The organism is Myxococcales bacterium, assembly GCA_012517325.1.
Taxonomy (GTDB): domain Bacteria; phylum Lernaellota; class Lernaellaia; order Lernaellales; family Lernaellaceae; genus JAAYVF01.
Genome location: JAAYVF010000012.1, coordinates 21,907 through 47,230, shown reverse-complemented (window position 1 = coordinate 47,230; position 25,324 = coordinate 21,907). Strand labels below are relative to the sequence as shown.

Genomic DNA, 25,324 nt, shown 5'->3' with positions numbered 1-25,324 from the left:
TTATTGAATATAGTTTATTATTCAATTTGTTGACACACATATATAAAGTAAATACTCTATATTCTGGCTAATATATTGTAAATGAAGGGCTAATCTTTTGGAGAAGAGCGCAATTGCTTCTTTTCCGAACGGATTTTCTTCTCCGCCAATCGTTCTTCCTTCGTCCGTCGGGGTGTTTTAGTGCGGATGCGTTTCTTCGGAGGGGTATTGCGGGCGATCAATTTTTCGATCAGCCGTTCGTAGGCCACGTCGAGGTTCTGCGATTGCACGCGCCGCTCGACCGCCATGATGGTGAGGCCGGACGGCGGATGATGCAGCCGTACGCCGGTTTCTTTTTTGTTGCGCCGCTGGCCGCCCGGGCCGCTGGCCCGTAAAAATTCGACCTCGCATTCGCGTTCCAGCGTTTCGCGGTCCACGGCGAAGCGCTCGCTCTTCGTCTCCACTTACTTCTCCTCGTGATACTCTTCCTCGGTGTTCACATCCCAGATTTTGTCCTTGGTTCCGCCGCTCCGCAAGCACTCCACAGCGGCCATCGCGGTGAGCATCGAGTGATCCTGGTTGTTGTACTTGTGCATGCCGTTGCGCCCGATGAGAAACAGGTTGGGGATCGCGTCGGTGAACCGGCGAATCTCCGCCAACCGCTTCCAGGTGCCGAAATAGGCCGGGTAGGCCTTGGGCATCCGGATCACGACACGGTCGAGCACGTCGGCCGGGTCGACGATGCCCAGACTCGCCAGTTCGCGCACCGCCTGCGCCGCCATCTCGTCGTCGGGCCGGGTCCAGAGGCTGTCGCCCTCGTTGCAGAAGTATTCGACCCCCAACCAGACCGTTTGCGGATCCTTGACCAGGTAGGGGCTCCAGTTATTGAAGATTTGCAGGCGGCCCATCACGACATCGCCGTCCTGGATGTACATCCAGTTGTCGGGCACCAGGTTGTTGAGCGTCGGCGTCGCGGAATCGTTTTTCAGCAGCAGGCGATTCAACAGGACGCCGACCGTCAGGAAATCGCGGTATTGCAACCCCGCGGCCACTTCCCGCACCGCCGGCGGCACTTCGCCGTCCATTTGGCCGATCAATTCGGCCAGGGGCATCGAGCTGAAGAAATAATCACCCGGCACGTCGGTCTCCGCGCCGGTACGGCGGTCGCGTACGCGCGCCGCGACCATTTTTCCTTGCTCCAGCCGCAGCCCGACGACCTGGCAATGTAGGCGGATTTCCCCCCCGGCGCCCTGTACGGCGCGACCGACTTCCTCCCACATCTGCCCCGGGCCGAATTTCGGATACAGGAACTGGTCGATCAGCGAGGTTTCGGTGTGCTTTTGGGCCAGCGACCGGTCGCGGCGAAAGATCCGTTTGAGCGCATGGCCGATCGCGCCGAAAAGCGACAGCCCTTTCACGCGCTGCGCGCCCCAATCGGGCCCGATCCGCCGGCAGGGAACACCCCAGACTTTTTCGGTGTACGACTGAAAAAAGGTCCGGTACAACTCCTGGCCGAAGCGGTTGATGAAAAAATCTTCAAGCGATTTTTCCGGGCGGATGGGGCGCAGGCGCGAGGCAAGGTAGCTCATCCCGACCTTGAACGTTCGGAAGAGGCCCATTTTCAGCAAGGTGTCGGGGCTGAGCGTGACCGGGTATTGAAACAATTTCCGCAGAAACAGAATCCGCGAAACCCGGCCGCGCCAGAGCATGACCCGATCGGTTTGCTCGGGATCGGGAGCGGGCGTCGTCACGGCCTGTGCGGCACCCAGCGGCCGTTGCGTGGCCGACCCGGCAAGCGGAATGTTTCGGCCGAGCAGCCGGTCGTCGACCGCGGGTGCGCCCTGCAACGGCAGCAGGTTTTGCCACCAGCGCATGACCGCGTCGGACTTGGAGAAAAAGCGGTGCCCGCCGATGTCGATCCGGTTGCCGTGGTATTCGACCGTTTTCGAAAGCCCGCCCAAGTCGCCGGACGCCTCGAGAACGAGCGGCTTGATCTCGGTTTGGTCGAGCAATTCGTAAGCGGCGGTCAGGCCCGCCGGTCCGGCGCCGATGATGACGGCAATAGCTGGCTGCCCGGGTTGCGGCATCTCGTTGTCCATCCTCCCACGCGGTTGGCCCGCGCAGTATAAACAATTCAATTCGCGGATTGAACCGGCAAAACCGGCGCGACGGTCAAGGTTTTATTCGGCAAATCGATCACGCCGAGCCGCCGCGGTTCGTGGGCGCGAATGCCGCGCGCCAGGCGTTCGCCGCAATAAAACTGAATCATCCGCCAGTCGTCGTTGCCGGGAACGACGAAGGCGTTGGCCGCGGAACGATCGATCGCCGGCGCCAGGGCGCGGTAGGCGAGCCGCTGCCCGGCGATGGCGGAATCGAGCCGGTAATAGTCGCGGCCCCCGACGGCGAGAGGAACGAGCAACAGCAGCGCGATCGTCGGGTAGGCGATCAGCCGGCGTACCAACGGCCGCGCGTCGCCGCGGATCAGCTCCGTTTCCACCAGCAGGCACAGACCGCTGAACCCGGTGAACAGCGCGATCGCCAGCAAGGGCAGGTTGGCGAAAATGTGAATGCCGACGTAATTACGCAGCAGCAACGAATAGGCGAGCGCCGCGGGCAGCCAGACGGCGACGCTCTTTTTCCGAACGACCAGGCCGAGCCAGAGCCCGGGCAACAGTGCCGTCAGCGAGCCGAGGTTTTTCCACAGATGGTCGAACAGGCGGCGGCTCAGTTCGAGCCAGCCGACCGATTCGTCGTAGCGCAGCGACAGATTCGAGCGGTGCAGGAATTGCGTCACCAGTTCGCGGCCGCCCGCCAGCAGCCCGCGATCGGTCCAGGCCAGCAGCAGTAACAAAACGGCCACGGCCGCCGAGGCGATCGCTACATCCGCGATGAACTCGCGGCAGCGGCGGTGAAAGGCGTAGCGCGCAACCGCTCCGGCCAGTAAAAACGGGGCGATCAGTTGGCAAAAGAAGGGCGCGAGGACGGCGGTCAGGCGAAACAGGATGCGGCCGGCCCGCCGGTATTTCTCTGGTTCGCCGGCGGCGACGGCCAGAGCCAGGAAGCCGAGCCAGCAGAAGAGGGCGGCGTCGACGAAGACGAACGGCATCGCCGCCCGGCCGATAGGCAGGGCCAGGAGCAGGGGCACGCCGAAAAATACGAACCCGAAGCGGTCGCGAAACGCCCAGGCCAGCAGATACGCGCCCAGCAGATTCAGCAGCAGGGCGAATGTGCGGCCGACGGTTTCGGTGTTGCCGGCGGCGCGGATCACCAGGGAAAATAGGGCGAAGAAGCCGTTGGGCCAGTGGTTGTAAGGGACGACCGTGCCGTTGGCCGCGTCGAAATGACGCGCGACGAACGGGTTGCGGATGCCGCCGGCCTGGTTGGCCAGCGCGAAACCGTGAGCATGAAACGAAGCGAGCGACTCCTGCGGGTTGTCGTCGTAGGGCCGCCAATACACGCTGCGCTGGCCGTTCAGGACGGCAATCGTCACGACCAGGGATAGCAGAAAAAGATAGAGCGGCCGCGAGGTCATGTTTTGCTTTCTTTGTTGATCGGCTGAGTGTTTGTCGCGGCCATTGTTGCGTGTTTGCCGCGCAAAAAAAAGAGGGCCGGGCGTGCCGCGTTGCCGCCCACGATTTCGCCGCTACAATGAAGCGAACCGACGGTGGCGGACAACGACGATGAAAATGCGGCGGGGTTTTTTCATGGTGCTGGCCGGGCTGATCCTGGCGCTGGCGTTTTCGGCCTGGCCCGAATCGACGCCGACGGCCGATCCGTGCCTGGTCAGGGCGATCGTCAAGACGCGCTACAAAAAGAAGCGGCCGCGCATCGATCGCTCGCCCGCCCGGCGGCAACTGGAGGGCCGGCGCGAAGCCCCGCTGACGGTCGAACTGCCGGTCGACCAGCCGCCTTGGACCGAACGGATGAAAGCGCTGGGCATCGGGCAAAAGGCGCCGCGAAGCCTGCGCATCGGCAAGCAAAGCCACCGTCTGGAACTGATCGCCGGCGGCAAGGTCGTCGGGACTTTTCCGGTCGGCCTGGGCCGCAACCCGATCAACGACAAACTGCAGGAAGGCGACCGCGCCACTCCCGAAGGCCGCTTCCGCATCGTCGCCAAACACCCGTCTGCCAGCCACCTCTCGCTGTGCCTCGACTACCCGAACGCGGCATCGCGGGAAAAAATCGAGCGCGCCCGTCGCCTGGGAATTCCGCTGACAAAAGGCCCCGGCGGCGACATCTGCATTCACGGGCACGGCGTCTGGGGCGGCAAGACTTTTTATAAAGAGGACGGGAGTCCGGTCGTGCTCAACTGGACCCGCGGCTGCGTCACCCTCAATGACGAGATGATGGACGAGGTCTACGAGTTCGCGCGGCTCGGCGACGAGGTCGAGATCGTCTGGTGACGCGATTCCGTTTTCACCGGATCACTTTTCGTTCACTTCCACAAACCAGCCGACCGGCCGGCGCGGGCTGACCGGGTCGGGGTAACGCCGCACGTAGCCGATTCGCAAGCAGAGTTGAAAGCCGTGGTCCGGCCCGTGGTCGGCGACGACCCGTTCTCGCGATGATGCTTCCTCGAGGATCTGCGTCATCGGGTGGATGGCGATCTTTCGCTCGCGGAGCATTAAAAACAATCTTTCAAAGTGACGGCCGGCGTCCAGTATTTCGGTGACCGAATTGCCGTCGCCGCGCACGATCAGCCAGCCGCCGCCTTCCTCCGCCTGGGCGGCGGTCTTGTCGATAGTTTGCGCGCGGAACGACGGGCTCATCACCGTCGCGGCGTCGTAATAGCGACGCACATACCAGCCGGCAAAACCTTGAATTTCCATGCCCTCGGTCGTCAGACCGTCGCGGTTTTTTTCGATCGCGGCGGGCGTGAAGCGGATCCATTTGGCGAGTTCCGCCTGTGCCTCGTCGCGAGCGCATTGGCGGCGCATCGCTTCGATGGTTTCCTCGGCGATGCAACGGGCGTGCTGCGAGCCGCGCGGAAAGTAGAACAGGTGATCGGGCCACGTATTTTGCAGCGGATCCGCGTCGGCGCTTTTCAATTCAACCGCGCGCAGGCCGGTCTTCACCACACGGCGGGAAGCGAACCGGTCCGCCGCGCCGGCCGCCGGCGTTCGCGGCGCCAGGTCGATGCGCACCAGATCCATCGCGAGTGGATCGGCGCTCTGCACCTCGAACCGCGCGTCGTAGCCGTTCAGTGCGGCGCTCTGCGCGAGGTTTTCCAGAAAAGCGCCGAGCGACAGCAGGGCTTCGCGATTGGCCGGATCGACGGCGGGCAGCAGGCGCGTTGGGTCGAGCGACAGCGTCCAGTGCGTTTCGTTATATACGAGCACTCGCCAGGGCTGCGTATTGTGGCCGGACGGCGCCAGCGAGGCGTCGCGCAGAATCCGCAGCGTCGCGGCGGAAAGGCCCGGCGGCGACGCGAGATCGGCGGCGACGGGCGGCAGCATGGCGCGGGTCAGGCCGCCGCAGCCGGGCAGCAGCGAACCGGCGGCGAGGGCGGCGCCGCCGGCGGCCATGGTTTGCAGAAAAGACCGGCGCATCATGAACGGCCTCCCATCCCTCGGCCGCCTCGGCGAGCGACCGCAAAAAATTGCTTTCGCCTCCTTATGGCACGCGGCGGCGGGCTGTCAAGGACAGCACCCGTTTGACGGCACCCGTTTGGTTGACGCCTCGGCGCGGGGTTCCCATAATGAACGCCTACTCAAACCAACGAGGCTATCGTGGACAAGGTACGAGTCGGCATGATCGGCGCGGGGCGAATCACCGATTTGCATTACCCGGCCTATCGCGATTATCCCAAGGCGGAACTGGTGACGGTCTGCGCCGCCACGCCTGAGACGGCTCGCAAGCGCCAGGCCGAATGGGGCGCGCGCAAGTGGGCGACCGATTACCGAGAGGTGCTGGCAGACCCGGAAATCGACATGGTCGAAATCAACACGCCGCACCACCTGCATCACCCGATGGTGCTGGCGGCCGCGGCGGCGGGAAAGCACATCCAGTTGCAGAAGCCGATGGGCATGAACATCCGCGAATGCGACGAGATGATCGCGGCGACCCGGAAAGCCGGCGTCAAATTCAAGGTGATCGAGAATTTCGTCTTCTACCCGCCGTACCGCAAAGCTAAGGAACTGATCGACGCGGGCGAGATCGGTCCGGTGCAGTCGATCCGCATTCGCCTGGGCTCCGGCGGCACCGGCGGCTGGTACGTGCCGCTCAACACCTGGCTTTGGCGGCTGGCCGAGACCGACAAGGGCGGCGGCCCGTCGATTTTCGACGACGGCTACCACAAGTTTTCGATCGGCCTGTTTTATGGCGGCCCGGTCGAGAAGGTCTTCGCCTGGATCGACCGCTCGTTCGCGCTCATCGACGCCCCCGCCATCGTTTCCTGGCGCGCCGCCAACGGCGTCGTCGGGTGTATCGACGCCACCTTTTCGCCGAACCTCAACGTGAAATCGAAGTACTACTCGGCCGACGAGCGCGTCGAAATCACCGGTACGCGCGGCGTCATCTGGATCACGCGCTGCACCGGGCGGTTGCTCGAGGAAGCGTCGGTCATCCTGTATCGCGACGGCGTGAAAACGTGCTTCGAGAATCTGCGGACCGACTGGCTCGAAAGTTTCATCGATTCGACCCGCCATTTCATCGATTGCATCATCGACGACACCGAGCCGTATCTGACGGGCGAACAGGCGAAGGCCGTGCAGCAATTCTGTTTCGCGGCGATCCGCTCCGCCAAGGAAGGGCGCGAGCTGTCGCCGACGGAGGTCAACGAGTAGCGCCATGAAAAAGATCCTCGCCAAAATCGCGGCTCCGCCGGCCTATCGCCTGGCCTTGCTGGTGGTCAATCGCGCTTCCGACGCCTGGCTGGTTCGCAACCTGGGGCGGGCGCGGTCGTTTTTCGCCCGGCGCAAACCGGACGACCTGGCGGTCACGGCGCTCGGCGACCTGATTAAAATCTTTCAAGACCCCGCCGCGTCCTTGCTGGCGCGGCGCTTGATCCGCGAGGCGCGCCCGGCCCAGTTCAAGGCCGTGGTACGCGGCGCGATCCGGTAAGGATGGCCAAAATGGGCAACCCGATCCAAACCAAGCCGCTGCGTGTGGGCGTCATCGGCGTCGGCGCCTGCACCGATCAAATCATTCGCGCTTACGACCAGGTGGCTGACGCCGCCGTCACGGCGGTCGCCGCTGACGATCTTGCCGCGGCTCAGGCGGTTGCCGCGGCGTGCCGGGTCGCCGGCGTCTTCGCCGATTACCGCGAAATGCTGACCGCCGGTGCGGTCGATGCGGTGGAAGTTCATGCCGCCGCCGGCCGGCACCGGGAGATCGCCGCGGCGGTCTGTCAAAAGGGCCTGCCGCTGGCGATCCACAAGCCGCTGGCCGCGACCGGCGAAGAGGCGCGGGCGATCGTCGCCGACGTCCGGCGCGCCGGTGTCGCCGCATTGGTGCTCGATCCGCTGCTCTTTCACCCGCTGGTGCGCGAGGCCAAAGCGCTGTTGGCCGACGAGCGGATTGGCGAGGTTCAAATGCTGCGTCTGAAATCGCACGCTGGGCGCGACGAGCGCGGCGAAGCATGCGATCCGGCGGTTTTCGCCGATCCGGCGCACAACCCGCTGATTCTGCCGGCGTTCGATAAGGCGGCCCTCGCCGAGTACCTGCTGGGGCCGATCGCCGAGGTGTTCGCCTATGCCGGGCCGGCGAGCCGGATGGTGTCCTTCAAATTCACGGCGGCGGGCTGCTACGGTTTTCACGAGGCCGTCTGCTCGCCGGGGCTGGCCGTGCAAAGCGTGGTAATGCCGGTGGATCACTCGCTGGAAATCACCGGCACCGACGGCATCCTCTGGGTGCGCAACCTGACGGGTCTGATGGTCGAGGCGCCGCGCCTGATGCTCAAACGGAAATGTCAGACGACCGTGTGGGACGACCGGGTCGAATACGAGATGCCGGCGGTGCTGGCGCAAATGCGCGCGCATTTCGTCGCGGTCGCGCGCGGCCGCGAAAAGCCCGGCCATACGCTCGAACAGGCGGCGCGGGCGCTGGCGGTCAACGAAGCGGTCGCCGATTCCGTGCGCGCGGCGCGGCCGATCCGCCTGTCGGATTGAGTGGTCCCCGGCGACGATTGCCGAGCCGATGAAAGGAGGGTCCGGGCAATGAGTATCGACCAGCAAACCTACGTGGAGCGGCGGGCCGTGTTGCGCGGCCGGGTGCCCGGCGGCGCGATCTTACTGCTCGGGTTGAACGAGGCGCCCCGCAATTACGCGGCGAACACCTATCCATTCCGCCAGGATTCGCACCTGCTCTATTACACGGGCATTGACCTGCCGGATACCGCGCTCTTGATACTGCCGGACGGCGAGGAAATCTTCTTCGGCGTCGACGTCGATCTCGAAACGATCGTCTGGACCGGTCCGGTGCCGCCGATCGCCGACCTGGCCGCCGGGGCGGGCATTCGCCGCTCGGAAGACCCGTCGCGACTGGTTGACCGCCTGGCGGCGCTGGCGGCGAAAAACGTGCCCCTCCATTACCTGCCGCCCTACCGGGCCGAAATGACGTTGCGCCTGGGCAAGCTGCTGCGGCGCGCTTCGGAAAATGTCGCCGCCGGCGCGTCCGTCGAATTGACTCGGGCCGTCGCTCGACAACGGTCGATCAAGACCCCCGATGAGGTTGCGCAGATCGAGGAGGCGTTGCGCATCACCGCGCTGATGTACGAGGTCGCGCTGCGCGAAACCCGGCCGGGCCGGCGCGAGGCCGAGATCGCCGGCCTGATGCAGGGCGTCGCCTTGTCCCACGAACGCGCCCAGACGTTTTTGCCGATCGTCTCGGTGCACGGCGAGATTTTTCACAACACCAAATACGGCAACACGCTGCACGGCGGCGAGCTGCTGCTCATCGACAGCGGCGTCGAGTCGCCGTTGTATTACGCCTCGGACATCACGCGCACGATCCCGGTCGCGGGCAAATTCCAGGAACGGCAGGCGGCGATCTACCGCCTCGTGCTGGCCATGCAGGCGGCGGTGATCGCGACGGCGTCGCCGGCGACGAGCAACCGCGAGTTGCACCTGCTGGCCGCGCGCACCGCCGTCAACGGGTTGAAGGAAATCGGCCTGATGCAGGGCGAGGTCGAGGAAGCGGTGCGGGCCGGCGCTCACGCCCTGTTTTTCCCGCACGGCATCGGCCACATGCTCGGGCTGGACGTGCACGATATGGAAGACCTGGGCGACGTGGTCGGTTATGCCGACGGCGAGGCGCGCTCGTCCCAATTCGGCTTGTCGTTCCTGCGCCTGGCGCGACGGCTGGAACCCGGCTTCGTGCTGACGGTGGAACCGGGGATCTATTTCATTCCGGCCTTGATCGAATCGTGGGCCGCCGAAAAACGGCACGCGGAATTCATCCGCTATGAAGCGCTGGCGCCGTACCGCGGGTTCGGCGGCATCCGTATCGAGGACGACATTCTCGTCACGGAAACCGGCTGCCGCGTTCTCGGCCCGGGAATTCCGAAAGATCCGGCGGCGATCGAAGCGGCGATGGCCGGCTGATCGCCGGCGGCGCTACGCCACGGCGGTGACTTCCTTCTCTTCCGCGCGGTTGAACAATTTCCGGAACAAGAGGAGGCCGAGCGGCGACAGCGCCGCCATGCCGCCGATCCACACCCAGACCAGGTGGTGGTGCGGGTACGATTCGGCGCCGACCGGCACGTAGGCGGTCAGCAGCAGGCCCGACATCGGCCCGGCCACCAGTTTGGCCAGGAAGAACGGCAGGTAGGAAAGCGAGATGTACGAACCCTCGCGGCCCTTGGGCGCGATCTCGGCGGTGAATTGCATCAGGCGCGGCGACCAGATCGCCTCGCCGATGGTGAAGATCGCGATAAAAATGACGAGCGAAAGGAAGATCGGCGTGCGCTGTTCGACCGGCACGCCGAGCCAGCGGTCGTAAACCAGTTCGCCGAACCAGGTATGGACCAGCGGCGCGAAAATTTCACTCGGCAGGGTGGCGATGAACACCGATGACGCCGACACCAGCGTGCCGACCAGCATCATCCGGTACGAGCTGATTTTGCGGGTCAGCGCGCCGAAGAGCGGCACGAGAAAAACGATCAACGTCGGGTTGAGCACGCTGTAAATGTTGCCGATCTTCACGCCTTCGCCGAGGATGCGGATGCCGTACTTGGGGAAGGTGTAATGGAAGTGATAGAAAACCAGCCGCACGGGCACGAGAATGGCCAGCATGAACAGGTAGATCCAGAACGGCTTTTCGATGATCACCTGGCCGAAAATCCGCGCCGTGTCCTTGGCCGCCTTCTTCAACGTGCCCCAGGCGGCGACGAAGAAACCGCCGGCGATTTTTTCATCCGGCGGATCGATCACCACGCCCTGATCCTCGGTCATGCGGACGCGGTCGCGCATCAGGGCGAGGATGATGAGGTTGGGAATGGTGAGGAAAAAGGCCACCAGAAAGATGATTTGATAGGTGGAAATCTGCGCGCCGACGACCGGCAACGTTACCAGGGAGTGTTCGCCGAAAATCCCGCGCACGCCGTCGAAGATGTGGCCGCCGATCGCCCAGCCGACGTTCATCAGCGTGTAGAACAGGGCGAACCCCAACGCCGAACCTTCTTTGGTCGTGTAGCGCTTGATGCCGACGGAAAGAACCGGCCCGAGAATCGCCGTGCCCACCGCCAGCGGCAAGAAGCCGAAAATGCTGGTCACCACCACGTTGTTGGTGAATGGCATGAAAATCCGGGCGAAGAGCAGAAAGATCGTGCCGCCGATCAGCGTTTTCTTGATGCCGATCGCATCGCAGACCGCGCCGACGAGGATCATCGTCAGGGTCAGCGTCATCGACCAGACGCCGATGTACGAGCCCGCCGCGATGTCGCTCAGCCCGCAGTCCGCCGAAAGGTAAAGCACGAACGACAGGTTCATCGCGCCGTAGGCGGAATACTCGACGATTTTCGCCAGGAACATGATGATCAGTTCGCGCGGGCTGGAACGCAGCCCCTTACTGTAGCTGTAGAGCAAATAGATGAACGAAGCGACCAGGCCGATGCCGACTGCCCAAATCAGGATGTCCAGTGTTTGCATGCTTGATTCTCGGCTCGTTTCTTTCTAGTGTTGGGCGACGTGAGATGCCGCTAGTTAAGGATAAGTAGGCATTTATAGCCAAAAATTTTTTCCGAAAGCAAGCCGGGTCCGGTTGAAAAGTCCCGATCCGAAAATAATTGCCGAGGTCGAATGAGCAAATACATCGCGTTATCCGATTGTCCGACCGCGATCGGTCTGTCGATCGTCGCCGGCGCGGTCTTCGGGTTGGGGTTGACCCTGATCGTGCTGGGAGTGCTGGCTGTCGCAAAGCGCGGTTCTTTTGACGGCGATCGGCTCCGGAGGATCGGCATACGGGTATTTCTCACCACGGTCTTCGCGGCGCCGGCCGTGACCCTACTGATCGGAGTCGGGTTGCCGTGGCTGTCCGGCCTGATTGGCTTCTGGGGAGCGAGAATCGGGTTGATCGGTCTGCTGGGCGGTCTGGCTTTTGCGCTCTGGCGGTATAAACGAAAGGCGATGATCCATGTCTGGATCGGCGCCGGCATTTTGACTTGTCTCATGATCGCGGTCGCGGCCTGGCAATCATAATAGCTCGAATGTCGGAGGTCGGACAATGAAAGTTTGCATCATCCAGGACAACGGCCTGAACGAATCGCTGGCCTTGGTGGAAGCGGTAGCCTACCTCCGCCAACGCGGTCATCAGTTCGCTTTGTTCTTGGAGGACGAGGAACGCGGCGGTTTGGAAAGTCGGATTCGGGAGTTCGCTCCCGACGCGTTACTGGTGCCCAGCGATGTCGGCGCACACCATTGGTTTCACCGGATGACCGCCTGGTTGAAACAACGGTTCCCGCTGCCGTTGATCAGCGGCGGCATCTACCCGACGTTTTTCACCGAGGAGGCCTTCGCCGATCCACATGTCGATTATCTGGTCATCGGCGAGGCGGAATTGCCGCTGGCCGATCTGCTGGCCGGCCTGGAAGCGGGCGCGGACGTGTCGTCGCAGGCGGCGGTCTGGGGTCGCGCCGGCGGCCGCGAATTTCGCAATTCGACGATCCGACCGATTCGCGACCTCGACGAATTGCCGCTGCCCGACCGCGCGCTGTACTTCCATTATCCGTTCATCCGCGATTTCAGCGTCAAGCGGTTCAACACCGGCCGCGGCTGCACCAACCAGTGCACTTATTGTTTCAATCCGCGGTACAAGACGATGTTCGAACCGGGAATGCCCTATGTGCGGCGCAAATCGGTCGGCAAGGTGATCGAGGAAATCCTCGACCTGCAGCGGCTGGCGCCGATGCGCAGCATTCATTTCTCCGACGACATCTTCATCACCAGCAAGGCCTGGATCGAGGAATTCGCCGAACAGTATCCGCGCCGCGTCGGCATCCCCTTTTCCTGCAATTGCATGGTCGATCACCTGAGCGAGCCCATCATCGATTGCCTGGCGCGAGCCGGTTGCCGCGCCATCGCCCTGGGCATCGAATCGGGCGACGAGACCATTCGTCGCGATATCCTGCGCAAGTATTTCACCAACGCCGACGCCATCGCCGCCGCGCGCCGCCTGCGCGAAAAGGGCGTTCTGCCGTTTTCCTTCAACATGTTCGCGCTGCCGGGCGAGACGCCGGACGACGCGCTGAAAACGGTGGATCTGAATCTGGCGATGGGTACCTATCACGGCCGCGGCAACATGACGCTGGTGTTGCCGAAAACCGAGCTGGCTAAAAAAGCGCGCGAAAAGGGCCTGCTGCGCGAGGACGAAGCCGAGTACGTGCGCGTCATGCCGGACTTCCGCGACTCGCGCGAGTTCACGGCGGTCGCGCCGGAGATGGATTTCCGCAACATCCAGAACCTGTTTCCGCTGGTTTTGGCGCTGCCGCGCCAGGCGCCGCGCATTAAAAAATGGATGCGCGGGAAGTACCACGGGATTTACAAGCTGTCGCTGTGGCTGGCGCTGTTTCGCGAACGGAAGTTCTTCGCGCCCGAGTGGCTCTCGGCCTTCCGCTACTACCGGCACACCGGCAACCCGTACCAGCGGACGAAAAACTTCGCGTCGCTGATATAAAAAAAGCGCCGCCCGGCGGCGGCGCTTCCCTCATTCTGGTGCGGCGCGATTATTTTTTCGGCGCCTGCTTTTGCTTTTCGGCCTTTTTCATCATTTGCTGCATCATCTGATTTTGCAGTATTTTCTGGCGTTGCTGCTGCATGAACTGTTCGCGCAGTTGCGGCGGCAGCTTGTCGAGCATGGAAGGATCGATCCCACCCATCTGGTTGGAGCGCTGCGCGGTCACCTTCATGTCGTCCAGTTTTTTCAGCAGGCGGTCGACGCCGGACTTTTTGATCAAGTACACGTAGCCGTTGCCGCCGACGTAGCGCTGGTCGTCGGGAGCTTCGGCGCCGAGCTGGATTTTCTGCTCGCCGCCGCCCTCGAGCGCGACGATCAGCGAACCGGCGCTGCCCAATTTGGCGGCCGCCGGCGCGCTCTGGCCGACGAACGAGAGCCCTTGCAGGGTCGAGGCGCTGCGCGCCAGCGTGGCGACCTTGGCGTCGTCCAGGATGAACCCCTGGGGAACGGCTTCGCTGGATTCGGCGATTTTCCACTTGTCCTCGCCGGCTTTTTCGAATACCAGCTGGCGCGCGCCGTCGAGGATCGTCACTTTGGCGGCCTTGGCCGGATCGAAAAACGCCACGTGCATGTCGCGCAGCTCGAGCAGCGATTTTCTCACGTTGGCGATCATCATCGTGTTGACCAGGTAAATCTGCTCGTTGCCGTCACGCTGGACGTAGACGTTCTTGTCCTTGTCCGCGCCGAGTTTCACCGCGTACTTCTCGCCCTTGGCCGTTTCCACGGTGACCAGGGTTCGCGGCGGCTCCAACCCGCGATCGACCGCTTCCTTGGAATCCTCGAAGTCGTTCGCGTTCAGATTGGCGATGGTGCGGGCGATCCGCGCCACCTTTTCCGAATCGAGCCGGAAGCCCGCGGGCAGATTCTCCGGCGGCGCGTCGAATTCCCAGGCGCCGGCGTCGTTCTTCTTGAAGCTCAAGGTCTGCGCGTTGTCGGCGACCGTCAATCTGGCGGCTTCCTGCGGATCGAACTTCACGATGACGTGATCGCGCCACCGGTTCGCGTCCTTGCCGAACAGATCGCGCAGCCGGGCGAGGGCCACGTAGACCCGGTCGTCGCCGGCCTTCCGGGCATAGGTGCCGCGGTTATCGGCGCTGTCCTTGCCGACGATCAATTCCCAGGCCGCCCCCTTGGCGGTATGCAGCGCGACGGTCAGCCGGCCGTCCTCGACCTCGTACTTGGAATGGCTGGCGGATTTGGCGGAAACCGTCGGACCGAAGCGCAGGGCGGTCAGGGTGTCAAGCGCCCGGTCGACCAGCGTTTGATCGGCGGGGAAACCGCCCGGCTCGACGGTCCATTTCTCGCCGGTTTTCACCAGGGAGTACGGCCCTTCGAGGCGGGTGACGGTGATTTTCGCCACGGCGGTCTTGTCGACCGCGGGCAATTGCAGTTCCGGGCCCTTGCCGCCGGAGGGCAGCGCCGCAAGGAGCGCGGCAACGAGGGTCAGGACGCCGCAAGCGATCAGCAGAATGGCAGTGCGTCTCCACAACATGGCTTACTCCTCCTTTCCGCCGGTGCGCAGAAAGGCCGACAGACCGCGGCTTTTCTTCCGCAGGCGCAAGCGCCAGCGAAGCAGACCGAACGCCACGAGCAGCAGCGGCGGCGCCAGCATGTTGCCGTACTTGAAAACGGCCCGCGCGGTGTCGCCGAGGGGCTTGAGCGGCCGGTTTTCGATGCTGCGGGTGCGAATGCTCATCAATCGTTCGTCCTGCACCAGCCAGTCGGCGAGGTTGGAGAACAGGAGCTGGTTGAGCGGATTGGGCATCATGTCGGCCGCCCACCACGACGAGCCGACCACGGCCAGGCGGGTCGGCGCGCTTTTCGGCGTGACGTTGTCGGCCGGCGAGGTGCCGTCCTCGGCAATCGGCAGGGGCTGCTCCACGAACGCGCTGGGGAACGTGCCTTCCAGGGTCACCACCAGATTTTGCGGGCCGACGAAATCGCTTTCCTCCGGCACCGGCAGGGCCTGCGGATCCGCGAGGAACGAGTCTTGGAAAGTGAACAGCCAACTGCGCGGCGAGCTGCGGGCGATGATGTGCGTTTCGACACCGTCCTTGCGCGTCAACTCGATCGGCGCGGCGAACGGTAGGGCGAAGCCGTTGAGGTTTTTGGTGATCGGCGTGTCTTTCGCCAAATCCTGAACGTGAACGATCAGCGGGAACTGGACCATGGACTGGATGGTGAAACCGTTCGATTGGCGGCTGACGGCCACGCGCTCGGAGTTTTGATCCAGGATGAGCGACGGGTTGAACTCGACGCCGTAAGCCTTGAGGAGTTCCTCGAGGCCGCTGCTGAACGGCCGCCCGATCAGCGATTTCGGGTCGAGAATCGCTTTATCCACCAGGAAGGCGACCCGATGGCCCTGCATGATGAAATTATCGATCGCGAAGAGGACGTTTTGCGGCAGGGGTTGCTTCGGACCGGCGACCACCAGCACGTCGACGTCTTTCAAGGCTTCGTCACCTTTGGAAAGGTCCGCGTCCTTGACGGTGAATTTGTCCTTCAGCGCGCCGGCGACCCGGCCCAGCCCCTCGGCGGAGGTAAAGGCGCCGTTGCCGGACAGGAAGGCCAGGGTGGGCGTTTTTTCGCGCAGCATTTTGCTGATGCGGCTGGTCAGGTCGTATTCGAGGTTGTCGAGGTTTTGCACCACGGGCAGCGACTCGGTCTTGTCGCCGTATTGCAGCGCGATGCCGAGATAGACCTTGACCATCTGCACCTGGTCCTTACGGAAGGCCCGCATGTCGATTTTCGGGATGCCGGCCGCCTGGGCCTGGGCGATCAGCGCCTGATCGGGCTGGCCGTCCTTGCCGGGGGTATCCGGGTCGACGAAGTTGTAAGTCACCTTGCCGTCGCTCGCCGTCCGGTATTCCTCGAGCAGGTCGCGCACCACGGCCGTGTTGTTGTTGGCCGGCGGCGGCAGCTCGCGCGAGAAGTAGGCGGTGATGGTCAGTTGATCGTCCAGTTCGTGCAACAGGTCGCGGCTCGATTCCGACAGCGTGAACTGCTTGTCTTCTGTCAGGTCGACGCGCCCGTTGGCCAGGAAGGAAATCGCGTTGAGGGCGATCAGACAGCCGGCGGCGGCGCCGATGTACAGCACCCGGTTGAGCCGCCATTTTTTAGAGTGATCGCTCAGCCGCGTTTGCAGCGCCTGGGCGGACAGGAACAGGAAGAAGGCCATCAGCGAGCAGGAATACACCAGGTCGCGCGTGTCCACGACGCCGCGGCTGATGTTCGAAAAGTGCGAATCCACGCCGATGAACTGCACCACGTTCTGCCAGGAGGGCGGCAGGAAGGGCAGCAGCAAATCCATGACGAACAGCATCATGGCGATGACGAAGGCGACGATTAGGCTGATGACCTGATTGCGCGAGATGGCCGAGGCGAACATGCCCAGGGCCACGAACGTGCCGCCGAGGAAAAACAGGCCCAGGTAGCCGCCGGCCAGCGGGCCGAAATCGAGCTTGCCGATAAAGGCGATGCTGATCGGATAGACCAGGGTGATCAACAGGTAGATCGCCAGCAGGGTCCAGCCGGCGAAGAACTTGCCGAGCACGACTTCCCATTCGCGGAGCGGCAGGGTCAGCAGCGGTTCGATGGCGCCGGTCTTCTTTTCCTCGGCCAGCAGCTTCATCGTGACCGCGGGGCCGAAGAGCAGGAACGACCAGGCGGCGACGCGGAAGAAGAAGCGGAGCGTCGCCTGTTCGCCGGCGAAGAACGTCTGGAAAAAGAAGTAGCCGACGCCGATCAGCAACACCGTCAACACGATGTAGGCGATCGGCGAGTTGAAGTAGGTGCGGACTTCCTTTTTGTAGAGCGCCCAAATGCGTGCCATGGCGTTTCTACCTCCGTGTCATCTGCGTGAAGACGTTTTCCAGGGACGTCGATTCCTTGCGCAGCTCCGACAGCTTCCAGCGGTTGGCGACGCAAAGATCGAAGACCCGTTCGGCCACTTCGCCGCGCGGATCGACCTTCAGCGCGAAAATCCGCCAGTCGCCGTCGCGCTCCCGCTCCTCGACGCCGGCGACTCCGGGCAGCGCTTGCAATCCGGCCGCCAGGTCGCCGTCGCCCTTGAGCCGCGCGTAGAGCAGCGCCACCGTGACCCGGCTTTCCAGCGCTTCCGGGGTGTCGTCGGCGATCAGCTTGCCGCCGCTGATGATTAGTACGCGGGAGCAGGTCGCCTCCACCTCGCCGAGGTTGTGGGTGGAGAGAATGACGGTTTTCGTTTTGCCGATTTCGCGAATCAGGTTGCGGATTTCGATGATCTGGTTGGGGTCCAGGCCGCTGGTCGGCTCGTCGAGGATCATGATCGGCGGATCGGCCAGCGAGGCTTGCGCCAGGCCGACGCGCTGCCGGTAGCCTTTCGACAATTCGCCGATATCCTTCGCCGCCATTTCGGTCAGGCCGTAGGTCTTCACGTTCCGCTGCACGGCCGACGCCCGTTTGGCGGGCTTCATGCCGCGCATCTCGGCGACGAAATCGAGGTATTCGAGCACGGTCATGTCGTCGTAGAGCGGATTGTTCTCGGGCAGGTAACCGATTTTGCTCTTCGCGGCGGCGGGATCGTCGTGAAACGGTTTGCCGTCGATCTCGACCGAGCCGCCGTCGGCGCCCAGATAGCCGGTGATCATCCGCATGGTGGTGGTTTTTCCGGCGCCGTTCGGGCCCAGAAAACCGACGACCTCGCCCTTCGAAATCTGGAAGGAGATGTCGTCGACCGCCACAACCTCCCCATAACGTTTGGTCAGGTTCTTGACCGCGATCATGGTCTTCGCCTCCTGATTCACAACTATGGATATGGTCTTCGTATCCGCCAAAAGAAGTTGGCGCTGTAAAGACCCCGGGCCAGAGAAACCGGTTCAATGTATTTCAGGAAGGAAAAAAGAAAAAGGGCGGTGAAAAACCGCCCGGAATAACCTGAAAAGTCGGCCGTCGAGAAGGTCAGCCGGTCAGTCGCCGTCATCCTCCCCGTCGTCATCCTCGTCGTCGCCGCCGACCCCGGGATCGTTTTCATCGTAGGGCGCGCCGGCGTCGATCCAGTCGCTCAAATCCTGCCTTTCGGCGGCCGTCGGGAAGGGCGCCGAGGGCGGCATCTCCCCGTCGACCACGTGTTCCTGCACATGGTGCATTTCGGCGCGAACGTCGCTCAGGGTCACCAAAGGAATTTCGGCGTCATTGATCGGCGGGTCGCTGTGGCAGCGGGTGCAATATCCGGCGAAGAAGGCTTCGGCGAAGTTGGTCCAATAAAGGCCCGCGGAGTCATCGTCGCCGGTCGGGGAGCCTTCGGGCAGGTCGGCATCGATCCATTCCAACAGGCGGGCGATGTCGCTGTCGGGAACGACGATGCCCGAGTCGTTCGGCGGCATGCTACGGCTGTCGACCTTCCGCCGGATCTCATCCTGGCTACCGGTCACTCGGTTGTAATTCAGGAACGATTGATGGCAGGAGCCGCAATACGTGGAAAAAAACGGTTGGCCGAAGTTGTACCAGGTCAGGTCGGTATCGACCGTGTCGCCGTTCAGGTTGATGTCGCAAGCCAGGCCGATCGCCCCCAACACCGCGCCGGTCAGCACGGCCAGCACCGCGAAAATATTTTGTCTCGTCCGCATTCGTTTTTCCTTTATTTGGCGCGCCGCGAAATGCGGTTATTGCGGCAAGCCCGCTTCGATCCAGGCGAGCCATTGCGTGATTTCGGCGTCCGCGGGCAACGGCGCCGAAGGCGGCATCCGGCCGGCTTCGACGTCGGCGGCGACCGCGGCGGCCCGCTGATGGACGGCCTCGTAGGTGTCGAGCGCGAAGGGCGCGCTGCCGCTGCCGCTCGTGTGGCAGCGGGTGCAATAGGATTCGACGAAACATTGCCCGAAAGTAGCCCAGGTCGGCTCGACGGTGGTGTCGCAACCCGTCGCGGAATCGTCGTCGTCATCATCGCCGGAGTCCGCCGGCGCCGCGCCGCCACCGCCGTCCAGACTCCAGTCATTCCAATCACTGTCCCGGCCGCTATTGATGTCGTTGCAAGCCGCCAGAGTCCAACCGACCAGTGCCAGGAGCGCCACCAGCGCCAGAAGAATCGCGAATTCCCGGTATTTCATCTCCGGTCCCCTTTCCCTAGAAGTAAAAGTGCGCCAGCGCGGTGACTTCGCTTGCGTTGCGATCCTGGTCGGCCGGCCGCCGGTTGAACTTGTATTGCAGGGTGGTCGAAAAATACGGTATCGGATAGAACAACAAACCGGCCATCGTCTGATCCTCGAAGGTTTCCGCTTTTTCCCAATTCGGGTCCCAGTGGGTGTAGCGGAGTTGGGCCAGGAGACCGCGGATCAGCTCGATTTCCGCCTCGGTAAAGGCGGCCGATCCGGGGCGAAGGCGCACTTTCGGCGAGGCGGCCGGCGTTACGGCGGTCGCGGTCGGTTCGATCTGGGTTTCCTGCTCCTGGTAATCGAATTCGCCCAACAGGGCGATTTTCCAGAAGCCGAAAGTAGCCCAGGCGCCATAGGTATTGTTGACCAGGCTTTCGATGTTGTTGTGGAAGCCGCTGAGTCCCAAGCCCATTTTCCAGAAACGGACGCCGGTCTGTCCGGTGACGGAATAGTAATGCCCGGTCCGGTCCGGGCTGTTGTTGCCGAGCGAGCCGTTGGTCAGTGCCGCCGTCAGGAAAAACGGACCGGGCCGGATACCGGCCTCGATGCCGGTGTCTTGACTGAGCGGGCCGAAGCCCATGGCGCTGCGCGTATAAACGGTATGATCGTCCAGACGCAGGCCGAAGGGCAGGATGAACCGGCCGATCTTGGCATAGATCCCGGCCGGCAGATGATCGAACAAACCGTAGGCTTCGTACGTGTTGTTGGCGACATCGTAGCCGCCGACGGCCTGAAAAACCGGCAGCACCTGCGCGTCGAGGTAAAATTGCCCTTGCATGAATTGGAAAGTGGAGTTTTCGCCCTGCTTCAAATTCTCCGGCAGATCGTTGTTGTGATAGACGAGATAGTCCCAAAGCACACGGACATCGGCGCCCAATTGGATTTTGTCGGCGATCATCGGGTCGAAATCGCCGAAATCCTTGAATTTCGCGTTGAGGTATTCGGTCGTCGATTCCAGCCCCAGGTTTTTGCCGGCGAAGAATCCGGTCGCGTTGCGCTCGCCGCCGCCAAGCGGGTTGACATGGCATTTCCAGCAAGGGCTGTTTTGCAGGGCGGAAAATTCCGGACGGGCCGTGGATTCACACGGAAACAGCAGCAACAGGAGTTCGATGAGTAAAAAACAAGCCAAGGGAAAAGTATACTTATCGCTCATGGTTGTTTTGATCCTTTCGGTCGCCAGAGGGGCTATTTAATAGTTATTACATTTTTATGATGCGAGCCAAATTTTCAGCGGTTGCATTGGTTCAGAATATAATCAGTGAATGGGTCGGAGCAAGAAAAATTAGTTATCAATACTATTTTGGATCAGGTCTCAAATGGTCCGATTTTCCAGGTTGCGATGTCCGTTACGACTGGGATTCGCGGGCGAAATTTTCACCGCCTTGCCCGGGGGCGCTCAAAATTTTATAGTGCGCGCCTGATCGCGGGCTTGGTAAAACGGAGGCGATGCAGTGAAAATCGCGGTAATCGGCGGTGGCAGCACTTACACGCCGGAATTGGTCGACGGCTTTATCGCGCGGGCGAAAAAGCTCGGTCTGACCGAACTGGCCCTGATGGACATCGACGAAGAGCGGCTGAGCGTCGTCGGCACTTTCGCCCAGCGCATGGTGGAACATGCCGGCCGGCCGTTCCGCGTCAGCCTGACCACCGACCGCCGGGCCGCCCTCGACGGCGCGGCGTTCGTCAGCACCCAATTCCGCGTCGGCAAGCAGCCGGCCCGCTACCAGGACGAATTGCTCGGCCTGCGCCACGGCCTGATCGGGCAGGAGACCACGGGAATCGGCGGCATGGCCAAGGCGCTGCGTACCCTGCCGGTGATTTTTTCGATCTGCGAGGACATGGACCGCTATTGTCCGAACGCCTGGCTGATCAATTTCACCAACCCGTCGGGCCTGGTGACCGAAGCCATTCTGAATTTCGCCGGCCGCGAGAAGGCCGTCGGCCTGTGCAACGTGCCGATCGACATGAAGATGACCGTCGCCAAACACCTGCGGGTGCCGGACGAGGCGGTGGACATGGACGTGATCGGCCTCAATCACCTGGGTTGGGTGCGCCGGGTGACGGTCAACGGCGAGGATGTCACCGCCCGGTTGTTGCATTATCTGGCCAGCGAAGAAGGTCCGAAAAACATCCCGGACGTCGACTTCAAGCCCGAACTGATCGAAGCGCTGCAAGCGGTGCCGCTGTATTACAACCGCTACTATTACAACACCGAACGCGTGCTGGCGCTGTTGCAGGCCAAACCGAAAACGCGCGCGCAGGAAGTCATGGCAGTCGAGGAAACCCTGCTGGCCAAGTACCGTGACCCCGATTTGTTCACCAAGCCGGAGGAGTTGAATCTGCGCGGCGGCGCTTATTATTCGAAAATCGCCATCGACGTCATCGACGCCCTGGTCAACGACCTGGGCATCGTCCATGCGGTGAACGTCCGCAACCAGGGAGCGATTCCCGGCTTGCCCGACCGTTTCGTGGTGGAAACCAATTGCACGATCGGCCGCGACGGCGCCCGGCCCCGGTCGGCCGGCGAGCCCGACGAATCGATGCTGGCGCTCCTGTTCCAGGCGAAGATGTACGAGATCCTGACCATCAAGGCCGCGCTGCATCGCAGCTACGCCTACGCCCTCAAGGCCATTTTCACCAATCCGCTCGGCCCGACCGCCGACCGCGCCAAGCCGATTCTCGACGACATGATCGCGGTCAACCGGCTGGACCTGAAATAAGCTCTTCGCGTCAGCGCTGGCAGGTTGGGCAATAGTAGGTGCTACGGCCGGCCTGGACGAGACGACAGATCGTTCCCCCGCAGCCGCGCCGGCGACAGCGTTCTCCCTCGCGTTCGTAGACCCGCAACCGGTGCTGATAGCCGCCGCATTCGCCGTCGCAGTCGTTGAAATCGCTGATGGTCGTGCCGCCCAGGCGGATGGCTTCGGTGAAAACCTCCCGGGTGATTCGATGCAGCCGTTTGATTTCCGCCGGCGTGAGCGAACCGGCGGGGCGGCGCGGATCGAGCCCGGCCCGGTGGCAGACCTCCGACGCGTAGATGTTGCCGAAGCCGACGATCCGGTCCTGGCGCAGCAGCCAGGGTTTGAGCGGGCCGCGGCCGCCCTGTAAAAGTTGCGCGAGCCGGGGCACGGTGAACTCGGGCGAGAGGATCTCCACGCCCGGAGCGGCGATTTCTTCCGCGCGACGGGCCAGGCGGATCACGCCGAAGCGGCGCGGATCGAGGAAATAGAGATTTCCGTCGGTGAAAACGAAGCAGGCGCGGGCCGATTTCTGCCCGGCCGGTCCTTCGTCCACTGACCAGTGCAGCGAGCCGGTCATCCGCAGATGTACGCAAAGCCAGAGCGGCGAGTGCGGCCGCGAAAGATCGACCACGATTTCCTTGCCCGAACGAACGACCGCGCGCACGACGCGACCGGCGAGTGCCGTCGTGTCGAGGCGATTCAGCTTCGGATCGTAAACCTCGGCCCGGCGGAGGCGCTTTCCCGGCAGGTGGCGGCGCAACGACCGGACGACGGTTTCCACTTCGGGCATTTCCGGCATGGCGGTTTGCTCCTTGAAAACAAAGGCCGCCCACGCGGGCGGCCCTTGAAGGGAAAACGACAACGTCAGATCGTGCGCAAGGCGTCGCGCAGATCCTCGATCAGGTCATCCACGTCTTCCAGGCCGACGCTCAGACGGATCAACCCGGGGTCGATTCCCGCCGCCCGCAACTCCTCGTTGCTGTAGGTACTGTGGGTGGTGCTGGCCGGAACCGACAGCAGGGAATCGACATCGCCCAGGCTGACAGCCAGGGTCCAGAGTTTGGCGTTGTCGGCCATCTTGGCCGCGGCTTCGCGTCCGCCCTTGACCAGGAACGACACCATGCCGCCGAAATTGCGCATTTGCTTGACGGCCAGGTGGTAATCCGGGTTGGAGCGCAATCCGGGATAAAACACCTGTTCGACTTTGGGATGGAAGGACAGAAATTGCGCGATTTCCATGGCGCTCTTGCAGTGGCGATCCATGCGCGCGGGCAGGGTGCGGATGCCGCGCAGAACCAGCCAGGCGTTGAACGGGCTGAGGCAACCGCCGACGTCGACGTAGATGTCCTTGTGCAGGCGGGCCATATTTTCCTCGGACCCGACCACCAGGCCGCCCACCAGGTCGCCGTGGCCGCCGAGGTATTTGGTCAGGCTGTGCAGCACGTAATCCGCGCCGAATTCGATCGGATTTTGCAGATAGGGCGTGGCGAACGTGTTGTCGACCACCAACGGCACGCCGTGTTTCCGCGCGATCTCCGCGCACCCGGCGATGTCGATCAGGGCCAGCGTCGGGTTCGACGGCGTTTCGATGAACAGCATCTTGGTGTCTTTATCGATCGCCGCGGCGACCTCGTCGAGATTCGTGGCGTCGATGACGATCGGTTTCATTTTAAAGTGCGATTCGCAGACGTGCGAGAAGAAAGCGAACGTGCCGCCGTACAGCGTTTTGGCGTAAAGGAACTTTTCGCCAGGCTTGACCAGGTGAAAGGTCAGGTGGCTGACCGCCGCCATGCCCGAGGCCAGCGCCAATCCGCGTTCCGCGCCTTCCAGAAAGGCCACTTCGCTTTCCAGCGCCGCCGTCGTCGGGTTGCCGATGCGGGTGTAGGTGTAGTCTTTCGATTCGCCGGCAAAGATTTTCGCGCCGTGTTCGACCGATTCGAAGGCGAAGGTCGACGACATGAAAATCGGCGTGGAGACGGTGCCGAACGGTTTGCGCCCGTGCGGATCGTGTTTGTCGGTGTGCTTGCGGCCGTGAACGCATTTGGTCGAGAAGCCGGTTTTGGACGAAGCGCTCATTTCCGACCTCCTTTCTTGCCTTTCGCGGCGGTCAGCAGGGCCGCGGCCGGCGCGGTGTCTTCCCAGGGGGAGCCTTCGTGTCCGAGGTGGCCGAAGCAGCAGATCGGAGCGTATTTGACGCGGCGGAGGTTGAGGTGTTCGACGATGCCCGGGGTGGTCAGGTCGAACACTTTCATGATCGCGTCGGCCAGCGCCTTGTCGGATTCGAGCTTACCGGTGCCGAAGGTGTTGAGCTGAACGCTGACCGGTTTTTCGCGGCCGAACAGATAAGCCAGGCGGACCTCGCAGCGGTCGGCGAGTTTCGCCGCGACCACGCACTTGGCGACGTGGCGGGCCATGTAAGTGGCGGCGCGGTCGGTCTTTGTCGGATCCTTGCCGCAAAGCGTCATGCCGCCGCTGGGCACCGCCATGCCGTAAAGGTCCATCACCATGGTGCGCCCGCTCACGCCGATATCGGCGTTCGGCCCGCCCGAGGTGAAAGGCCCGGAATGGTTGACCAGCAGTTCGGCTTTTTTGGTGTCGATTTTTCCCAGCCCTTTCAGCGCCGGCTTCAGCACGTGGTGCATGACCGCCTCGCGGAATTCCGTTTCCTTGACGGTCGGGCTGTGCTGGGCGCTGACCGTGGCGTTGAGCAGCCGGACCGGCACGTTGTTTTCATAGAGGAAGGTCACGTGAACCTGGCCGTCGGAATGCAGGCCGGCAATCTTGCCTTGCATTCGAATGTCGCAGAGCCGCTTGGTCAATTGGTGCGCCAGGTGAATGGGCACCGGCATCAGGTTGGAGTCCAGACCCGCCGCCTGGGCTTCGTTGGTGGCGTAGCCGATGACGACCCCTTGATTGCCCGCGCCGCGCTTGTCGACCGCCAACGCGACTTCGGTCGACTGCTCCTGCAAAATGTGGAGCACGGCCACCGAACGCGCGTTGAAGGGATTCTCGGGATTGTTGTACCCGCAGCCCGCGAGCACTTCCCGCGTCGTGCCGGTGATATCGATGTACGTGTTGGTGGTCAGTTCGCCGGCAACCAACACCATGCCGGGCGCGGCCATCGCCTGCAGGTCGACGCGCGCAAAACGATCCTCGGCCAAAACCCGATCCAAAATGGTATCGACGATCAGATCGCAAAGCTTGTCCGACTGTCCGCAAGTTACGGATTCCGCGCTGAAAACTAGTTGTTTGGAAGGCATACGATTCCCCCGTGAGCAGGTAATTGGAGAACGAATCGCCCCA

22 protein-coding genes are annotated in these 25,324 nt (G+C 62.7%); 8 read left to right on the top strand and 14 right to left on the bottom strand.

The features are described from left to right. Window positions 1-89 precede the first annotated feature (89 nt). Genes GX444_03025 through GX444_03015 form a run of 3 tightly spaced genes read right to left on the bottom strand, consistent with a single transcriptional unit; the run spans window position 90 to window position 3,511 of the window. Complete coding sequence (locus tag GX444_03025; GenBank protein ID NLH47557.1) at window positions 90-443, bottom strand: peptide chain release factor-like protein; 354 nt, start codon at window positions 441-443, stop codon at window positions 90-92. Then, window positions 444-2,066 carry an NAD(P)/FAD-dependent oxidoreductase gene (locus GX444_03020; protein ID NLH47556.1) on the bottom strand — a complete coding sequence of 541 codons (1,623 nt, stop codon included), beginning with the start codon at window positions 2,064-2,066 and terminating at the stop codon, window positions 444-446. A gap of 47 nt (window positions 2,067-2,113) precedes the next feature. Then, window positions 2,114-3,511 (bottom strand): hypothetical protein, encoded by a 1,398-nt coding sequence (locus GX444_03015; protein ID NLH47555.1) that lies wholly within the window; start codon window positions 3,509-3,511, stop codon window positions 2,114-2,116. Between the two features lie 148 nt (window positions 3,512-3,659). Between GX444_03015 and GX444_03010 the strand changes: the two genes are divergently transcribed. After that, window positions 3,660-4,382 (top strand): L,D-transpeptidase, encoded by a 723-nt coding sequence (locus tag GX444_03010; GenBank protein NLH47554.1) that lies wholly within the window; start codon window positions 3,660-3,662, stop codon window positions 4,380-4,382. A 21-nt stretch (window positions 4,383-4,403) separates the two neighbouring features. On the opposite strand, the gene GX444_03005 is transcribed toward GX444_03010, so the two are convergent. Further along, the gene (locus tag GX444_03005; protein ID NLH47553.1) at window positions 4,404-5,531 is read right to left on the bottom strand and encodes a twin-arginine translocation signal domain-containing protein; all 1,128 of its coding nucleotides are present in this window, start codon (window positions 5,529-5,531) and stop codon (window positions 4,404-4,406) included. 177 nt (window positions 5,532-5,708) lie between these two features. On the opposite strand from GX444_03005, the gene GX444_03000 reads away from it, so the two are divergent. The 4 genes from GX444_03000 to GX444_02985 are packed head-to-tail and all read left to right on the top strand — an operon-like array spanning window position 5,709 to window position 9,521. Beyond that, complete coding sequence (locus GX444_03000; GenBank protein NLH47552.1) at window positions 5,709-6,764, top strand: Gfo/Idh/MocA family oxidoreductase; 1,056 nt, start codon at window positions 5,709-5,711, stop codon at window positions 6,762-6,764. Window positions 6,765-6,768: 4 nt separating this feature from the next. Then, a complete protein-coding gene (locus GX444_02995; GenBank protein ID NLH47551.1) occupies window positions 6,769-7,041 on the top strand; it encodes a hypothetical protein in 273 nt (90 codons plus the stop codon). Window positions 7,042-7,052: 11 nt separating this feature from the next. Further along, complete coding sequence (locus GX444_02990) at window positions 7,053-8,087, top strand: Gfo/Idh/MocA family oxidoreductase (protein NLH47550.1); 1,035 nt, start codon at window positions 7,053-7,055, stop codon at window positions 8,085-8,087. A gap of 48 nt (window positions 8,088-8,135) precedes the next feature. Next, window positions 8,136-9,521 carry an aminopeptidase P family protein gene (locus tag GX444_02985; GenBank protein ID NLH47549.1) on the top strand — a complete coding sequence of 462 codons (1,386 nt, stop codon included), beginning with the start codon at window positions 8,136-8,138 and terminating at the stop codon, window positions 9,519-9,521. A 12-nt stretch (window positions 9,522-9,533) separates the two neighbouring features. Here GX444_02985 and GX444_02980 read toward each other — a convergent pair whose 3' ends face one another. Further along, complete coding sequence (locus GX444_02980; protein ID NLH47548.1) at window positions 9,534-11,066, bottom strand: MFS transporter; 1,533 nt, start codon at window positions 11,064-11,066, stop codon at window positions 9,534-9,536. 150 nt (window positions 11,067-11,216) lie between these two features. Between GX444_02980 and GX444_02975 the strand changes: the two genes are divergently transcribed. Continuing rightward, a complete protein-coding gene (locus GX444_02975) occupies window positions 11,217-11,615 on the top strand; it encodes a hypothetical protein (protein ID NLH47547.1) in 399 nt (132 codons plus the stop codon). A gap of 25 nt (window positions 11,616-11,640) precedes the next feature. Continuing rightward, the gene (locus tag GX444_02970) at window positions 11,641-13,089 is read left to right on the top strand and encodes a B12-binding domain-containing radical SAM protein (protein NLH47546.1); all 1,449 of its coding nucleotides are present in this window, start codon (window positions 11,641-11,643) and stop codon (window positions 13,087-13,089) included. 49 nt (window positions 13,090-13,138) lie between these two features. Here GX444_02970 and GX444_02965 read toward each other — a convergent pair whose 3' ends face one another. From GX444_02965 to GX444_02940, 6 genes are all read right to left on the bottom strand, one after another. Then, the gene (locus GX444_02965; protein ID NLH47545.1) at window positions 13,139-14,641 is read right to left on the bottom strand and encodes a DUF4340 domain-containing protein; all 1,503 of its coding nucleotides are present in this window, start codon (window positions 14,639-14,641) and stop codon (window positions 13,139-13,141) included. Between the two features lie 3 nt (window positions 14,642-14,644). Next, the gene (locus GX444_02960) at window positions 14,645-16,981 is read right to left on the bottom strand and encodes an ABC transporter permease subunit (GenBank protein ID NLH47544.1); all 2,337 of its coding nucleotides are present in this window, start codon (window positions 16,979-16,981) and stop codon (window positions 14,645-14,647) included. 7 nt (window positions 16,982-16,988) lie between these two features. Further along, window positions 16,989-17,912, bottom strand: a complete 924-nt coding sequence (locus GX444_02955) for an ATP-binding cassette domain-containing protein (protein NLH47543.1) — start codon at window positions 17,910-17,912, stop codon at window positions 16,989-16,991. Window positions 17,913-18,095: 183 nt separating this feature from the next. Next, on the bottom strand, window positions 18,096-18,755 hold the full coding sequence (locus GX444_02950) for a cytochrome c (protein NLH47542.1): 660 nt from the start codon (window positions 18,753-18,755) through the stop codon (window positions 18,096-18,098). A gap of 36 nt (window positions 18,756-18,791) precedes the next feature. Further along, window positions 18,792-19,235 carry a hypothetical protein gene (locus tag GX444_02945; protein ID NLH47541.1) on the bottom strand — a complete coding sequence of 148 codons (444 nt, stop codon included), beginning with the start codon at window positions 19,233-19,235 and terminating at the stop codon, window positions 18,792-18,794. Between the two features lie 16 nt (window positions 19,236-19,251). Beyond that, complete coding sequence (locus GX444_02940) at window positions 19,252-20,433, bottom strand: hypothetical protein (protein ID NLH47540.1); 1,182 nt, start codon at window positions 20,431-20,433, stop codon at window positions 19,252-19,254. Window positions 20,434-20,731: 298 nt separating this feature from the next. Here GX444_02940 and GX444_02935 point away from each other — a divergent pair, with 298 nt between their 5' ends. Continuing rightward, window positions 20,732-22,000: a 6-phospho-beta-glucosidase gene (locus tag GX444_02935; protein ID NLH47539.1), complete on the top strand. Its 1,269-nt coding sequence runs from the start codon at window positions 20,732-20,734 to the stop codon at window positions 21,998-22,000. 10 nt (window positions 22,001-22,010) lie between these two features. Here the strand turns inward: GX444_02935 and mutM are convergent, their stop codons facing one another. From mutM to GX444_02920, 3 genes are all read right to left on the bottom strand, one after another. Next, window positions 22,011-22,820, bottom strand: a complete 810-nt coding sequence (gene mutM / locus GX444_02930) for a bifunctional DNA-formamidopyrimidine glycosylase/DNA-(apurinic or apyrimidinic site) lyase (protein ID NLH47538.1) — start codon at window positions 22,818-22,820, stop codon at window positions 22,011-22,013. Window positions 22,821-22,885: 65 nt separating this feature from the next. Beyond that, complete coding sequence (locus GX444_02925; protein NLH47537.1) at window positions 22,886-24,097, bottom strand: aminotransferase class I/II-fold pyridoxal phosphate-dependent enzyme; 1,212 nt, start codon at window positions 24,095-24,097, stop codon at window positions 22,886-22,888. Beyond that, window positions 24,094-25,281, bottom strand: coding sequence for a methionine adenosyltransferase (locus GX444_02920; GenBank protein NLH47536.1), 1,188 nt, complete (start codon window positions 25,279-25,281; stop codon window positions 24,094-24,096). Before GX444_02920 ends, GX444_02925 begins: the two co-directional genes overlap by 4 nt. Window positions 25,282-25,324 lie beyond the last annotated feature (43 nt).